General features: G+C 57.4%; 12 protein-coding genes. 4 read left to right on the forward strand and 8 right to left on the reverse strand.

The window, feature by feature from the left end; all coding sequences use genetic code 11:
• On the reverse strand, positions 1-207 hold the full coding sequence (locus AC07O1_RS10090) for a SlyX family protein (RefSeq protein WP_489073069.1): 207 nt from the start codon (positions 205-207) through the stop codon (positions 1-3).
• Between the two features lie 3 nt (positions 208-210).
• Entirely contained in the window at positions 211-636 is a 426-nt protein-coding gene (locus AC07O1_RS10095; RefSeq protein WP_495088676.1) for an HIT family protein, read from the reverse strand.
• Positions 637-1,550: 914 nt separating this feature from the next.
• Here AC07O1_RS10095 and AC07O1_RS10100 point away from each other — a divergent pair.
• Positions 1,551-2,876: an OprD family porin gene (locus AC07O1_RS10100; protein ID WP_495088677.1), complete on the forward strand. Its 1,326-nt coding sequence runs from the start codon at positions 1,551-1,553 to the stop codon at positions 2,874-2,876.
• A gap of 316 nt (positions 2,877-3,192) precedes the next feature.
• Here the strand turns inward: AC07O1_RS10100 and AC07O1_RS10105 are convergent, their stop codons facing one another.
• Together AC07O1_RS10105 and AC07O1_RS10110 are read right to left on the reverse strand one after the other, a co-directional pair.
• Positions 3,193-4,035: a mechanosensitive ion channel family protein gene (locus AC07O1_RS10105; protein WP_495088678.1), complete on the reverse strand. Its 843-nt coding sequence runs from the start codon at positions 4,033-4,035 to the stop codon at positions 3,193-3,195.
• Positions 4,036-4,170: 135 nt separating this feature from the next.
• Positions 4,171-4,656: a YajQ family cyclic di-GMP-binding protein gene (locus AC07O1_RS10110; protein WP_489073061.1), complete on the reverse strand. Its 486-nt coding sequence runs from the start codon at positions 4,654-4,656 to the stop codon at positions 4,171-4,173.
• A gap of 145 nt (positions 4,657-4,801) precedes the next feature.
• Here AC07O1_RS10110 and AC07O1_RS10115 point away from each other — a divergent pair, with 145 nt between their 5' ends.
• Genes AC07O1_RS10115 through AC07O1_RS10125 form a run of 3 tightly spaced genes read left to right on the forward strand, consistent with a single transcriptional unit; the run spans position 4,802 to position 8,385 of the window.
• A complete protein-coding gene (locus AC07O1_RS10115) occupies positions 4,802-5,719 on the forward strand; it encodes a putative 2-dehydropantoate 2-reductase (protein ID WP_495088679.1) in 918 nt (305 codons plus the stop codon).
• A gap of 45 nt (positions 5,720-5,764) precedes the next feature.
• On the forward strand, positions 5,765-7,801 hold the full coding sequence (locus tag AC07O1_RS10120; RefSeq protein ID WP_494992080.1) for a sensor histidine kinase: 2,037 nt from the start codon (positions 5,765-5,767) through the stop codon (positions 7,799-7,801).
• Between the two features lie 2 nt (positions 7,802-7,803).
• The gene (locus AC07O1_RS10125) at positions 7,804-8,385 is read left to right on the forward strand and encodes a cob(I)yrinic acid a,c-diamide adenosyltransferase (RefSeq protein WP_495088680.1); all 582 of its coding nucleotides are present in this window, start codon (positions 7,804-7,806) and stop codon (positions 8,383-8,385) included.
• Positions 8,386-8,438: 53 nt separating this feature from the next.
• Here the strand turns inward: AC07O1_RS10125 and AC07O1_RS10130 are convergent, their stop codons facing one another.
• The 4 genes from AC07O1_RS10130 to secA all read right to left on the reverse strand — a co-directional run bounded on the left by AC07O1_RS10130 (position 8,439) and on the right by secA (position 14,261).
• Entirely contained in the window at positions 8,439-9,383 is a 945-nt protein-coding gene (locus AC07O1_RS10130) for a Nudix family hydrolase (RefSeq protein ID WP_494992078.1), read from the reverse strand.
• Positions 9,380-10,012 (reverse strand): glutathione S-transferase family protein, encoded by a 633-nt coding sequence (locus AC07O1_RS10135; protein WP_495012941.1) that lies wholly within the window; start codon positions 10,010-10,012, stop codon positions 9,380-9,382. Before AC07O1_RS10135 ends, AC07O1_RS10130 begins: the two co-directional genes overlap by 4 nt.
• A 168-nt stretch (positions 10,013-10,180) precedes the next feature.
• A complete protein-coding gene (gene argJ / locus AC07O1_RS10140; RefSeq protein ID WP_494992076.1) occupies positions 10,181-11,398 on the reverse strand; it encodes a bifunctional glutamate N-acetyltransferase/amino-acid acetyltransferase ArgJ in 1,218 nt (405 codons plus the stop codon).
• Between the two features lie 121 nt (positions 11,399-11,519).
• Positions 11,520-14,261: a preprotein translocase subunit SecA gene (gene secA, locus AC07O1_RS10145; protein ID WP_494992075.1), complete on the reverse strand. Its 2,742-nt coding sequence runs from the start codon at positions 14,259-14,261 to the stop codon at positions 11,520-11,522.
• Positions 14,262-14,513 lie beyond the last annotated feature (252 nt).

The raw sequence follows: 14,513 nt of genomic DNA on the forward strand, positions 1-14,513 counted from the left end.
TCAATAATGCGGCGGCGGAGCGTCTTCCTCGAAAGACTCGAACTGCCCGGCCATTTCTTCCTGGCGTTTGAGCAGCGCGGCCATCTGCAATTGCAAACGCTCGACCACCCGTTGCTGTGTGGCGAGCACATCGCTCAACTGTTGAATCGTGTCATCCTGAAAAGCCTGCCGACTTTCCAACTCGGTAATTCTCGCTTCAGAGCTCATTGCTCAGCCCTCCAGAAACTGAAAATCATCAGTCAACACCAATCGCAGCCGCTCGCGAACAGCTAATACCTGCTCTGCACTGTAAGGTTTTGCCGGATGTTTACCCCAGACCGGTGCCGGCCATGCGGCATCTTCACGCTTACGCACAATAACGTGCATGTGCAGTTGACTGACCACATTACCCAAGGTTGCAACATTCAACTTGTCCGCATCGAACGAGTCCTTGAGCATTTCTGCCAATGCCGTGGTTTCTTGCCATAGCTGCTGTTGATCCGCCGCATCCAACTGAAACAACTCACTGATATCCTCGCGACGCGGTACCAGGATGAACCAGGGGTAATTCGAATCGTTGGACAACAGCAACCGACACAAGGGGAAGTCCCCGATCGGTACCGTGTCTTGTTGAAGTCGTGGATCTAAAGCGAACACCGCGCGCACTCCCGCTCAGTTCATCAGTTTTCAGCTTAGCGCCCAACTCAATCGGCTGCTCGCCAAGCGACAGAACAGCAGCATACCTGCGATTGGCACGCCCTTCACGGCGAACAACCGCCCTTGCGCAAACAGCAATCTCCCCGTCCAGCCCAAGGACGCCCCAATATGGAACATTTCTCGCCCAATCGCCCAATCAAGGATCAATGAATAGCCGCACGTTAAAAAAATGACCACCAGAAGCCGGGGGCGCCACTTTGCATCTGTCGTCCCCCCTGTATTAATCTTGCCCACCGCTGATGAAGTTTTGCACCAAAACCGTACAATACGTCTACGCTGAGTGCGTCGAACATCCGCCGTTTACTCACTCAGAGTGTGGACCGGTAACATTTTTGGTTGCCGCGCTATTTTCATTGGGTACAACACGAGGAAAATAGCGCCGTCAAGCTCAAACAAAGCAATCTTGAAACCCCGGTTTCATGAGGCTTCTGTAGCTCCATCCGCGGTAGTAGAAAAAATCGGTAGCAGAAAACGTGTTTGTGCACGGTTGTTGCATTCACACCCACATCGTCGAAAAGGTGCCTGCTGGAAGTGGTACTTTCAGACAAATAATAATAGTGGCAAGGTCGCCCATGAAGATTTCACTGCCTGGACATAGAACCATTTTACCTATGCTCCGGCCTTCGAAGGCAGTACTGAAGTTGTCAGTCCGGATACAGTGGGACTACAGATATGCGACATCGACCGAGCATTTTGCGACACGCTCGTGAAGAAGCCAAAAGGATAGATACGTAAGTATCGCCAACATTGTCAGCGTGATATAAGTTTGCGCCGACACAAAAAGAAAGAGCCGCCCGGATAATAGAACAGGCGGGACGGCAGTACTCTTCTAAAAACCAAAGGAGCAAATCACGATGCGCGTGATGAAGTGGAGCATGATCGCACTGGCTGTTTCAGCAGGCACCTCGCAGTTCGCAATCGCGTCCTCCCAGGACGACGCCAAGGGCTTTGTTGAAGACAGCAGCCTGAAAGCCAAGACTCGTATGGAGTACATGAACCGCGATTACAAGCACGGCGCTAGCAACCCAACGTCGGGAACTAGTGGCTATCGTCAGGACACGGGTGTCAGCGAACTGCTGACCTACGAGTCCGGCTTCACTCAAGGCACCATCGGCGTCGGTGTTGACGCTATGGCCATGGGTTCCGCCAAACTTGACGGCGGCGCAGGTCGCGCAGGCAACGGCCTGTTCGCGGTAGGTAGCGACGGCAGAGAGCAAAAAACCCAGTCCAAGGCTGGCGCTGCAGTCAAGTTCCGTCTCTCCGACACCACCTTGAAATACGGCCGTCAATTCGTTGCCAGCCCAGTATTCGCTACCGATGACAGCCGTCTGCTGCCAGAAGTTGCCGAAGGTACTTTGATCACCAGCAAAGAGATCAAAGGCCTTGAGTTGAGCGCAGGTCGTTTCACCGCCCTGAGCAAGCAAACCGGCATGGGCAAGGACAGCATCGGCGGTGTTGCGGATGCTAACGGCAATGGCGGCAGAGGTCTGACTGCTGCCAACATCTTCGGCGCAAGCTATGCCTTCACCGATAACTTCACCGGTGCGCTGGCTGCTTCCAAGGTTGATGAGTACTTCAAGAAGCAGTACATCAACCTGAACTACACCCTGCCAATCGCAGACAGCCAGTCCCTGAACTTCGACTTCAACGGTTATAAAACCGAAGGCGACAAGCGCGGCGACCAGGTTGACATGATCGGCGACGGCACCAAAGGCGTAGACAACAAACTGTGGAGCCTGGCAGCTGCCTATACCCTCGGCGCTCACAAGTTCACCATCGCTCACCAACGCTCCAGCGGTGACAATGGTTACTACTACGGTGTCGATGGTAACAGCACAATCTTCGTAGCCAACTCCATTCAGATCTCCGACTTCGTGGGCCGTGACGAACGCTCCTGGCAAGCTCGCTACGACCTGAACATGGCGACCTACGGCGTTCCTGGCCTGAGCTTCATGACCCGTTACGTCAAAGGTGACAACATCACCACCAACGGTCTGGGTGAAGGCAAAGAGTACGAGTGGAACGTCGAGTCCAAGTATGTATTGCAAGAAGGCCCGGCCAAAGACCTGTCCTTCCGTGTGCGCTTCGCTAACTACCACAACAACGAGGCTTTCCGTGGTTACAGCGACAACCTCTACGACACTCGTCTGATTGTTGAGTACCCGCTGAGCATCCTGTAACACCTGCAACACAGCAATTTAGAGCCCGGCTCTACTAAGAAGCCGCTCACCTGATTCAGGTGAGCGGCTTTTTTATTACGACGCCATTGCGGTTCTCTTCGCTGCAACTACATAGCAAGCTAGCTAAGTATAAAACAGCAACCCAAACATCCCCCCTCCTGAACAAACCATTTGCCCACACTTCATGCCTGGTATCACCCAAAGTGTTTTTGCCTGTAAGGAACAATTACCGGAGGGGTAAAACACTCAAGGGGCTGATCGCCCCTTGAGTTCAACACTGATACTTGACCGAACAGCCAAGTCATAACAAGCGACGTTACCGCGCAGCGACTTCCTGAACCACACGCATCATTCGCTGGGGGAACGGAACATTAATACCCGCCGCCTTCAGGCGATCACGGGACTGTTCATTGAAGTGGAACAGCACATCCCAGTAATCCGCGGTTTTCACCCAGACACGCAAAGAAACGGTGATCGAGCTGTCGCCCAGCGTCGATACCACAGCCACTGGCGCCGGATCGGTCAGCACTCGCCCGTCGTTGGCCAGTTCAAGCAAAACCTCACGAGCCTTCTGCAAGTCGGCTTCGTAATCAACACCTACATCAAGCACGACCTTACGGGTCGGCTGACGGTTGTAGTTGGTGATGATGCCGTTGGACAGGTTGCCGTTGGGTACGATGACGGTCTTGTTGTCACCGGTGCGCAACACGGTATGGAAGATCTGAATGCTGTCGACTGTGCCGCTGATACCCTGCGCTTCGATCCAGTCGCCAATACGGAAGGGACGGAACAGCAGAATCAGCACGCCGCCGGCGAAGTTCGCCAGGCTGCCCTGCAATGCCAAACCAATCGCCAGGCCCGCCGCGCCGATCGCCGCGACGAACGAGGTGGTTTCGATACCAATCATCGAGGCCACGCTGACGATCAGCAGTACCTTGAGAATGATGTTCGCCAGGCTGCTCATAAAACCCTGCAAGGCCTGATCGGCATTGCGCAAGGCCAGCAGCTTGCTGACTTTATGGGTCAGTTTGTTAATCAACCACCAACCGATCGCCAGTGTGATGGCCGCCAGCAGCACACGGCTGCCGTATTCCATGACCCTCGGAATCCAGGCCTGGGACGCCTTGACCAGGCTGTCCACTTCAGCATTCAAATCCATCTATCTCTCCTTATTACCGGGTCCCCGGCTCGCAATACCGACCGGCAGAACGATTGAAACTAGTTGAGTTCAATCGATTCTGCCATTCCACGGGCCTCGGACGCCGATAACGCCAGGAGGTTCCCGGAACGCTGGCTAGTCGCGGAAATTGTTGAACTGCAGCGGCATACCGAACTCCTTGGCACGCAGTGCGGCAATCGCTTCCTGCAAGTCGTCACGCTTCTTGCCGGTGATACGCACCTGCTCACCTTGAATGGCCGCCTGAACCTTGAGCTTGGCGTCCTTGACATGAGCGACGATTTTCTTCGCCATCTCCTTATCAATACCTTCCTTGAGGGTCGCTTCCTGTTTCATCAATTTGCCGGAAGCGTAAGCGTCCTTGAGCTCGAGGCACTGCACATCGATCTTGCGCTTGACCAGCGCCAATTTGAGGATTTCGATCATTGCTTCCAACTGAAAGTCAGCTTCAGCGGTCATGTTGACGACCAGATCTTTTTCCTTGAACTCAAAGCTGCCTTTGCCTTTCAAGTCATAGCGACGGTCGAGCTCCTTGACGGCGTTCTCGACCGCGTTGGTAACTTCGTGTTTGTCCAGTTCGGATACCACGTCGAACGACGGCATGTAATTTCTCCAATGTCAAAAGGGCGCCGCTCAATATAGATGGAGTACGCCAGGCTTGCGGTTAAAGTGCCGGCTCATTATAACGGGTCTTTCCTCTCCTTCACTGTGAGCCTCGCATGCGTGTGCCAAACAGAGCAAAAAGCTGATGTCGACCACCTGGCACGTTCTCGGCGCAGGCAGCCTCGGCACCTTGTGGGCTACACGCCTGGCCCGGGCCGGCTTGCCAGTCAGACTGATTCTGCGCGATCAGGCACGCTTGCAGGCCTACCGGGCAGCAGGCGGGCTCACGCTGGTGGAGCAAGGTGAAGCGCAGTTCTACGAGATCCCCGGTGAAACCGTCGACAGTGGCGAGCCTATCACCCGATTGCTCGTAGCCTGCAAGGCTTACGACGCCGAAAAAGCCGTCGCACAACTGTCGCCCCGCCTGACTCCCGATGCCGAACTGATTCTGTTACAGAACGGTCTGGGCAGTCAGGACGCGGTCGCGGCGCGGGTCCCGCAGGCGCGTTGCATTTTTGCTTCCAGTACCGAAGGTGCGTTTCGCGATGGCGATTGGCGTGTGGTATTCGCCGGCCACGGTTATACATGGCTCGGTGATGCCGGCCACCCTACCCCGCCAATCTGGCTGGATGATCTGAGCGCGGGCGGCATCCCCCATGAGTGGAGCGCGGATATCCTCACTCGGCTCTGGCGAAAACTGGCGCTCAATTGCGCCATCAACCCGCTGACCGTGTTGCACGACTGCCGTAACGGTGGATTGCTGCAACATCACTGCGAGGTCGCCACCCTCTGCGCCGAGCTGACTGAACTACTGGAGCGTTGCGGCCAGCCGGCAGCAGCGCAAGATCTGCAACACGAAGTCGAGCGAGTCATTCAGGCGACTGCGGCCAATTACTCGTCGATGTATCAGGACGTCGCCAACGGCCGCAGGACCGAAATCAGCTACCTGCTGGGTCATGCCTGCAATGTTGCGTCTCGACATCAGCTGACCCTGCCCCACCTCAATCAGGTACAACAGCGGCTGATCGAGCACCTGCGCACGCGCGGATTGCCCAGCGACTGAGCAGCGGCTACGCTGCCCACTTGTTCCTCTTCAGTGACAACCTCAATGCCATTGCGCCAGCGCCTTGAAAACCTTCCCGTCGGCCAGAAACTGTTCGCGGCCCTGCTGGTTCTGCTAATCACCGTGCTACTGGTCGCCAACCTGACGTTTATCAGCGCCGCCTACTGGATCTCCCAGGAAAGCATGGCACCACAGGCCTTGCAGACCATAGGTCGATTGATCTCCAATCCGAGCCTGGCCGCGCAGGCGCTGGACTCGCCACAAAGCGCCGAAAATCTGCTCAATGAGCTCAACAGCTATTCGCCATTACGCGCTGCGGCGCTCTACGACAGCAAAGGCGCACGCCTGGCGCAATTGCAACACGGCGAACGGCTCAAACTACCAGAGCGTTATCGGCATATTGAAGCCTGGCAAGTGACCGAGTTTCGCAGCAATCAGCTGATCACCCTGCCCCGCCCCGGCCAGCCGCCAGGGCATTTGCTATTGGTGGCCAGCAGCGAACTGCCGATGGCGTTCTACACAGGCACCCTGACTGCCAGTCTTGGGATTCTGATCTTCAGTGTGCTGCTGTGGCTGGTGATCGCCCAGCAAATCAAGCGCCTGATCACCCAGCCGATCCACCAACTCGAAGAGCTGTCCCGACAAGTGACCCGCGAGGAAAACTACGCCTTGCGCGCCGCTCGCGGTAATCACGATGAAATCGGCAGCCTCGCCGAAGCCTTCAACACCATGCTTTCGCGGATCGAAGCCCGTGAGCAACAGCTCAAACGTGCACGGGACGATTCCCAGGCAGCTTATGACCAGGCCCAGGGACTTGCCGAAGAGACCCGTCACACCAATCGCAAGCTGGAACTGGAAGTCCAGGTTCGGAGCAAGATCGAGAAGAAACTCACTGGTTTCCAAAACTACCTCAACAGCATCATCGACTCGATGCCCTCGGCGCTGATCGCGCTGGACGAACAACTCTACGTGACCCAATGGAATCAGGAAGCCAGCGCCCTTTCCGGAACCCGTCTGGACGAAGCCCTGAATCAACCGATCTTCCTTGCGTTCGAGCCGCTAAAACCGTTCCTGCCACAACTCAAGGAAACAGTGGAACAGCACACCGTGGCCAAAATCGAGCGCGTCACCTGGGTCAAGGACGATGAAGCCAGGCACTACGCCCTGACCTTCTACCCGTTGATGGGCGGTGCCGGACGCGGGGTGGTCATCCGGATCGATGACATCACCCAGCGTCTGTCTCTGGAAGAAATGATGGTGCAATCGGAGAAGATGCTCTCGGTCGGAGGCCTCGCCGCCGGCATGGCCCACGAGATCAACAACCCTCTGGGGGCGATCCTGCACAATGTTCAGAACATTCGCCGCCGTTTGTCGTCGGACTTGCCGAAGAACCTCGAACAAGCCGAGCAGATCGGCATCCAGCTGGAGACAGTCAACCGCTATCTGCAAAGCCGTGAGGTGCCACAGTTACTCGACGGCATCCAGCAAGCCGGAGCACGCGCAGCGAAAATCGTGACGCACATGCTCAGTTTCAGCCGCCGTAGCAACCGCCAGTTGGCTCCATGCGATCTGCCGGCATTGATCGACCAAGCGGTGGAAATTGCCAGCAACGACTTCGATCTGACCATCGGTTTCGACTTCAAGGGCCAAGCTATCGTTCGCCAGTTCGACCCGCAGATGGGCCCGGTTCCGGGCACCGCCAACGAGCTGGAGCAAGTGCTGCTCAACCTGCTGAAAAACGCTGCGCAGGCCATTCACCAGCGTGAAGACGATAGAGAACCAGGGCGGATCACTTTGCGCACCCGCTTGAATCCGCCCTGGGCGGAAATTCAGGTTGAAGACAACGGCATAGGCATGAGTGAAAACGTGCGCAAGCGCACCTTCGAACCGTTTTTCACCACCAAGGAAATCGGCCAGGGCACCGGGCTTGGGCTGTCGGTTTCCTACTTCATCATCACCAACAACCACAAGGGTCAGATGGAAGTACAGTCGACCCTGGGCCAAGGCACCTGTGTCACCTTGCGCCTGCCATTGGCGGGCACCCAGCTCGCCTCCCACGAACTCAGTCAACTGGAGAGGTGAGCATGGGTTTTCGCTTGTCGAAGATTTACACACGCACCGGCGACAAAGGTGAAACCGGTCTGGGCGACGGACGTCGGGTGCCCAAGGACCATCCGCGAGTCGAGGCCATTGGCGAAGTCGATACCTTGAACAGCCAGCTGGGATTGTTGTTGGCCGCACTGGCCGAGCAAAGCCGCGAGTGTCCAGGATTGACCGAGGTGATTGAAGTCCTGGCGCCCTGCCAGCATCGCTTGTTCGACCTGGGTGGCGAGTTGGCGATGCCGGTGTATCAGGCACTCAATTTGGGTGAAGTCGAACGCCTGGAGGCGGCAATCGATCGCTGGAATGAAGAGCTGGGGCCGCTGAAGAATTTCATTCTGCCCGGCGGCTCGGCGTTGATCGCACAAGCGCATATGTGCCGCAGCCTGGCCCGCAGTACCGAACGACGTTGCCAGCATTTGAACGCCGTCGAACCGCTGACCGGGGTTGGCCTGGCGTATGTCAATCGGCTGTCGGACTTGCTGTTTGTTGCCGCTCGTTTGATCGCTAAACGTCAGGGTGTTGCCGAGATTCTTTGGGAAGCGGCGGCGAAGCCTGAGGTTTAGTCAGGGGCGGCGTTCCGTTTGCTCGCGATGAGGCCAGTGGCTACACCACAGAATCAAGCCTCAGGCCAGAACGCCCGAATCCCCGCCACGCCCTGCGCACCGCTTTCCCAGGCGCGTTGGCGCTCGGCCGGACCAACACCGCCGAGCAGAAACACCGGCCTGTTGAAGCCTCTGATCAACTGTGCCGCCAGATCCCAACCCAACGGCTGCCCATCCGGGTGAGTCTGAGTAGGCTGAACCGGCGACAGCGTGACGAAGTCCACGCCCATCTGTTCAGCCAAGGCCAGCTCCTCGGCATTGTGGCAAGAAGCCGCCAGCCAGCGCGACGCGGGCAATGGTCGACCGGCGCTGGCGTACTTGCGCAATTGTGCCGACGTCACGTGCCAACCTGCGGACGGGAAGTCTCCCAGCCACTCGAACGGACCCTTGAGCATCAATTGCGCCTTGCCCGCACACAGACCCGCCGCATCCACCGCCAGGTCGCGGTACTGTGGGTCATAGCCGTTTGGCGCACGCAGCTGAATCAGTTTGATGCCACCGGCGATGGCTTTCTGTATGCCCCGTAGCAAGGCCGGGGTTTCCAGACCGTCAGGGGTGATCAAGTATTCACCCGGCAAACGGGCCGCTGCGACAATCGGCTGGTTGGCAGCCGGAAACTCATAGCCCGTCAAATCCCGGGCAGCCACCCAGGCCAAGGGTTGCCCCTCGGCGCCATGAGGTTCGCCGGTAAAGCTTGAGACTTCCCAGACATCCAGCAATACCTGCTTGTCCGGGTAGTCATGTTGCACTTTGATCAACGGTCGAGCCGCGCTGACCACAATGCCCAACTCTTCCTGCAGCTCGCGGGCAAGCGCCGTCTCCACCGCTTCGTCCGCCTCGACCTTGCCGCCGGGAAACTCCCAAAGGCCACCCTGATGCTGAGTGTCGGCACGTCGGGCGATGAGAATCTTGCCGTTGCTATCACGGATAACGGCCGCAGCCACATGTACTCGTTTCACCGTACTACTTCCTCTAAACCGGCCTTCTGCCAGGCCTTGAAGGCTGGCCATTGGTAAATCGTTTCGACATACGCCGCATCGACCGCCGGCAAGGCCACCCGATAGGTGCGCAAACGCACGGCAATCGGCGCAAAGAATGCGTCCGCCAGGCTGACCCGACCAAACAGGAAAGGCCCGGGCTCGGTAGCGGCCGCGCGGCATTCAGCCCACAGCGCCAGCATGCGCTCGATATCGGCCTGCGCTTCAGGTGGCATCGGCGACAGTGGAGCATCGTGGCTCAGGTCGAACGGCATATTGCCGCGCATCCCGAAGAAACCACTGTGCATTTGCGCGCAAGCGGATCGCGCCTGGGCACGGGCGGCGATGTCACGCGGCCACAAATCGACCTCTGGAAAGCGCTCGACCAGGTATTCGGCAATCGCCAGCGAGTCGGCAATGGTGCCGTGCTCGGTTTTCAGTAGAGGGACTTTGCCGGTAGGCGAATGCTTGAGGAGCAACTGACGGGTGTCAGGCTGGTTCAGTTTGATCAGTTCTTCGGTGTAAGTAGTGCCGGTCAGTTCAAGCGCCAACGCACCACGCAAGGACCAGGAAGAATAGAGTTTGTCGCCGATGATCAGGTGGAAGCTCATGTTCAGACACCTTCAATGAGGAGAATCGCGGGACTCCCTTGTAGGAGCGAGCTTGCTCGCGATGGACTCAAGGGCGGCGTGTTTACTCAGAAAACACGCGTTATCGTTAACGTCCATCGCGAGCAAGCTCGCTCCTACAAGGGGAACGGGGTACTGGCGAAATCGTAATTACGTACGGTATTCGGCGTTGATTTTCACGTATTCGTGGGACAGGTCGGTGGTCCAGATCGTTTCACTGCAATCCCCGCGGCCCAGTTCGATGCGAATGGTGATCTCTTCCTGCTGCATTACCGCCGCGCCTTGCGCTTCGGTGTAAGTCGCTGCGCGCGCACCGTGGCTGGCGATGCAGACTGAACCCAGAAACACGTCGATCTTGCTCACGTCCAGATCCGGTACACCAGCACGGCCAACGGCAGCAAGAATACGACCCCAGTTCGGATCGGAAGCGAACAACGCGGTCTTGATCAGCGGCGAGTGAGCCACGGTGTAACCGACATCCAGGCATTCCTGATGATTAGCGCCGCCGTTTACCTCAACCGTGACGAACTTGGTCGCGCCCTCGCCGTCACGGACGATGGCCTGAGCCACCTCCATGCAGACTTCGAACACCGCCTGCTTGAGTGCCGCGAACAGCGGACCGCTGGCCTCGGTAATTTGCGGCAGATCAGCCTTGCCAGTGGCAATCAGCATGCAGCAATCGTTGGTCGAAGTATCGCCATCGATAGTGATGCGGTTGAACGACTTGTTGGCGCCGTCCAGCAGCAGGTTCTGCAACACATCGCGGGAGACTTTAGCGTCGGTGGCGATGTAGCCGAGCATGGTCGCCATGTTCGGGCGAATCATCCCTGCGCCTTTGCTGATGCCGGTGACAGTGACAGTCACACCGTCGTGCTGAAACTGGCGGCTCGCACCCTTTGGCAGGGTGTCGGTGGTCATGATGCCGGTGGCGGCGGCTGCCCAGTTGTCCACGGACAAATCGTCGAGGGCGGCTTGCAGGGCGCCTTCGATCTTCTCGACCGGCAGCGGCTCGCCAATCACGCCTGTGGAGTACGGCAATACCAGATTGGCGTCGACACCGGTCAATTCAGCCAGTTTGGCGCAGGTACGCGCGGCAGCGGCCAGTCCTGGCTCGCCAGTACCTGCGTTGGCATTACCGGTGTTGGTCAGCAGATAACGCACCGGACCTTGCACTCGCTGCTTGGCCAGGATCACCGGAGCGGCGCAAAAGGCGTTCAGGGTGAACACGCCCGCAACCGTGGAGCCTTCAGCGCAGCGCATGACCACAACATCCTTGCGCCCCGGGCGCTTGATGCCGGCCGAAGCAATACCGAGTTCAAAACCGGCAACCGGGTGCAACGTTGGCAAAGGACCAAGACCAACAGCCATGAAAGCGCTCCTCTAATGTGATGTCAGCACTGTCGTCACGAAGGACAGTGTTTCAAATGGAAAAACGCCGCGACGGCTGATGCCGGTCGCGGCGCGGGTATTTCAGTGTCTGGCGGAAATCTTAGTTGATCTGGCCGTGACAATGTTTGAACTTCTTGCCCGAACCGCAGTAGCACAGTTCGTTGCGACCCAGCTTCTGCTCATTGCGAACCGGCGCAGCGGCAAGGGCGACATCGAGATCAACGCCCTCATCCAATGCTTCCGGATGCTCCAGCCCAGGGGCTTGGGCGTGTTCGAACTGCATGCGTTGAGCCAGGGATTCGGCTTCCTGACGCAAACGGGCTTCTTCTTCGATTGGATCTTCGCGGCGAACCTGTACGTGGGACAACACACGGATGGAGTCGCGCTTGATCGAATCCAGCAGCTCGGAGAACAAGGTGAAGGACTCGCGCTTGTACTCCTGCTTCGGGTTCTTCTGTGCATAGCCGCGCAAGTGGATGCCGTGGCGCAGGTGATCCATGGTCGACAGGTGGTCTTTCCACAGGTCATCCAGCACGCGCAGAACGATTTGCTTCTCGAAGGTGCGCAGTGCTTCGGCACTCGCTTGCTCTTCTTTCTCGTTGTAAGCGGCCAGCAGTTCGGCCATCAGCTTCTCGCGCAGAGTCTCCTCGTAGAGGTGATCGTCTTCGTCGAGCCACTGCTGGATTGGCAGTTTCACACCGAAGTCACTCGACAGAGCGGCTTCAAGGCCGGCTACATCCCACTGCTCAGGCAGCGACTGCGGCGGAATGTGTGCGCTGACGGTAGCGTTGAGCACGTCCTGACGGAAGTCGGCGATGGTTTCACCGATGTTATCGGCGGCCAACAAACTGTTACGCATGTGATAGATCACTTTACGTTGTTCGTTGTTGACGTCATCGAACTCGAGCAGTTGTTTACGAATGTCGAAGTTGCGACCTTCTACCTTGCGCTGAGCCTTTTCGATAGCGTTGGTCACCATGCGGTGCTCGATTGCTTCGCCGGGCTGCATGCCCAGGGCTTTCATGAAGTTCTTCACCCGATCAGAGGCGAAGATGCGCATCAGGCTGTCTTCAAGCGACAGGTAGAAACGGCTGGAGCCAGCGTCACCCTGACGACCGGCACGACCACGCAACTGGTTGTCGATACGGCGCGATTCGTGACGCTCGGAAGCGATGACCTGCAAGCCGCCCGATTCGAGCACTTGCTGGTGACGTTTCTGCCAGTCAGCCTTGATCTGGGCGATCTGCTCAGGGGTCGGATCCTCAAGGGATGCTACTTCCACTTCCCAGTTACCGCCCAACAGGATGTCGGTACCACGACCGGCCATGTTGGTGGCGATGGTCAGTGCGCCAGGACGACCGGCCTGGGCGATGATTTCTGCTTCTTTTTCGTGGAACTTGGCGTTCAGAACCTTGTGTTCGATGCCTTCCTTCTGGAGCAGACTGGACATGTGCTCGGAAGTTTCAATGGTCGCAGTACCCACCAGCACCGGACGGCCCTGGGTCATGCATTCCTTGATGTCGGCAATGATAGCGGCGTATTTCTCGTCCGCAGTGAGGAACACCAGGTCGTTGTAGTCTTTACGCGCCAGCGGTTTGTTCGGTGGAATGACCATTACCGCCAGACCGTAGATCTGGTGGAATTCGAACGCTTCGGTGTCGGCCGTACCGGTCATGCCGGACAGTTTGTTGTACAGACGGAAGTAGTTCTGGAAGGTGGTCGAAGCCAGGGTCTGGCTTTCGGCCTGGATGTTCAGGCCTTCTTTGGCTTCGATGGCCTGGTGCAGACCTTCCGAGAGACGACGTCCCGGCATGGTACGACCGGTGTGTTCGTCGACCAGCACAACCTGACCGTCCTGAACGATGTATTCGATGTTGCGGTGGAACAGCTTGTGCGCACGCAGACCGGCATAAACGTGGGTCAGCAGGCCCAGGTTATGTGCCGAATACAGGCTCTCGCCCTCGGCCAGCAAACCAATGCGGGTCAGCATCTCTTCGATGAACTGGTGACCGGCTTCGTTCAGCTCGACCTGGCGGGTCTTCTCGTCGATGGTGTAGTGGCCAGCCTTGGTGACTTCGCCTTCCACTTCTTCGACATGCAGCTCCAGGAGCGGGATCAGCTTGTTGATCTCGATATAGAGCCTGGAGCTGTCTTCGGCCTGACCGGAAATGATCAGCGGGGTACGGGCTTCGTCGATCAGGATCGAGTCGACTTCGTCGATTACCGCAAAATTGAGCTCACGCTGGAATTTTTCTTCCATGCTGAAAGCCATGTTGTCGCGCAGGTAGTCGAAACCGAATTCGTTGTTAGTGCCGTAGGTGATGTCGGCAGCATAGGCAGCACGCTTCTCTTCCGGCGGCTGGAACGGCGTCACCACACCGACTGTCATGCCGAGGAATTCATAGAGCGGACGCATCCAGTTGGCGTCACGACGAGCCAGGTAGTCGTTCACGGTTACAACGTGCACGCCCTTGCCGGACAGCGCGTTCAGGTAAACGCCGAGTGTCGCCACCAGGGTCTTGCCTTCACCGGTACGCATTTCTGCGATCTGGCCTTCATGCAAGGTCATGCCGCCGATCAACTGCACATCGAAGTGGCGCATGCCCATGACACGCTTACCGGCTTCACGGGCAACCGCAAAGGCTTCAGGGAGGAGCTTGTCGAGGGTCTCGCCTTTGGCTATGCGGGCCTTGAACTCTTCGGTCTTGGCGCGCAATTGCTCGTCCGAAAGGGCCACCATTTGCTCTTCGAAGGCATTGACGATCTGTACCGTCTTGAGCATGCGTTTGACTTCGCGCTCGTTCTTGCTTCCAAAAAGTTTCTTTAACAAAGGCGCAAACATATCGACAGGTTCTTCCACACATAGGGATGGAGGGCGGCCCCGTGAGTCGCCCGTGCAGCCCTTATGGCCGCATGCGAACGAGTATTCTACCCGGAAACGATTGTGAGGAAAGTGGCGTTATTCCACGATGCTGGCACAGCGCTGTGACGGGGCTCACTTTAAATAGGGGCTTTTTGCTGAACTTCAACCCAATCGCGGTAGAAGTTACTCGTTGATTTAATGGGTAAACCAGCTGTAAAGCAATGGGGGACA

The sequence above is a fragment of the Pseudomonas sp. GW821-FHT07G10 genome (genome assembly GCF_059418545.1).

Coding starts and splice junctions, on each gene's coding strand:
- AC07O1_RS10090 (WP_489073069.1), bottom strand. CDS start 207: ATGAGCTCTGAAGCGAGAATTACCGAGTTGGAAAGTCGGCAGGCTTTT.
- AC07O1_RS10100 (WP_495088677.1), top strand. CDS start 1,551: ATGCGCGTGATGAAGTGGAGCATGATCGCACTGGCTGTTTCAGCAGGC.
- AC07O1_RS10105 (WP_495088678.1), bottom strand. CDS start 4,035: ATGGATTTGAATGCTGAAGTGGACAGCCTGGTCAAGGCGTCCCAGGCC.
- AC07O1_RS10110 (WP_489073061.1), bottom strand. CDS start 4,656: ATGCCGTCGTTCGACGTGGTATCCGAACTGGACAAACACGAAGTTACC.
- AC07O1_RS10115 (WP_495088679.1), top strand. CDS start 4,802: ATGTCGACCACCTGGCACGTTCTCGGCGCAGGCAGCCTCGGCACCTTG.
- AC07O1_RS10120 (WP_494992080.1), top strand. CDS start 5,765: ATGCCATTGCGCCAGCGCCTTGAAAACCTTCCCGTCGGCCAGAAACTG.
- AC07O1_RS10125 (WP_495088680.1), top strand. CDS start 7,804: ATGGGTTTTCGCTTGTCGAAGATTTACACACGCACCGGCGACAAAGGT.
- AC07O1_RS10135 (WP_495012941.1), bottom strand. CDS start 10,012: ATGAGCTTCCACCTGATCATCGGCGACAAACTCTATTCTTCCTGGTCC.
- argJ (WP_494992076.1), bottom strand. CDS start 11,398: ATGGCTGTTGGTCTTGGTCCTTTGCCAACGTTGCACCCGGTTGCCGGT.
- secA (WP_494992075.1), bottom strand. CDS start 14,261: ATGTTTGCGCCTTTGTTAAAGAAACTTTTTGGAAGCAAGAACGAGCGC.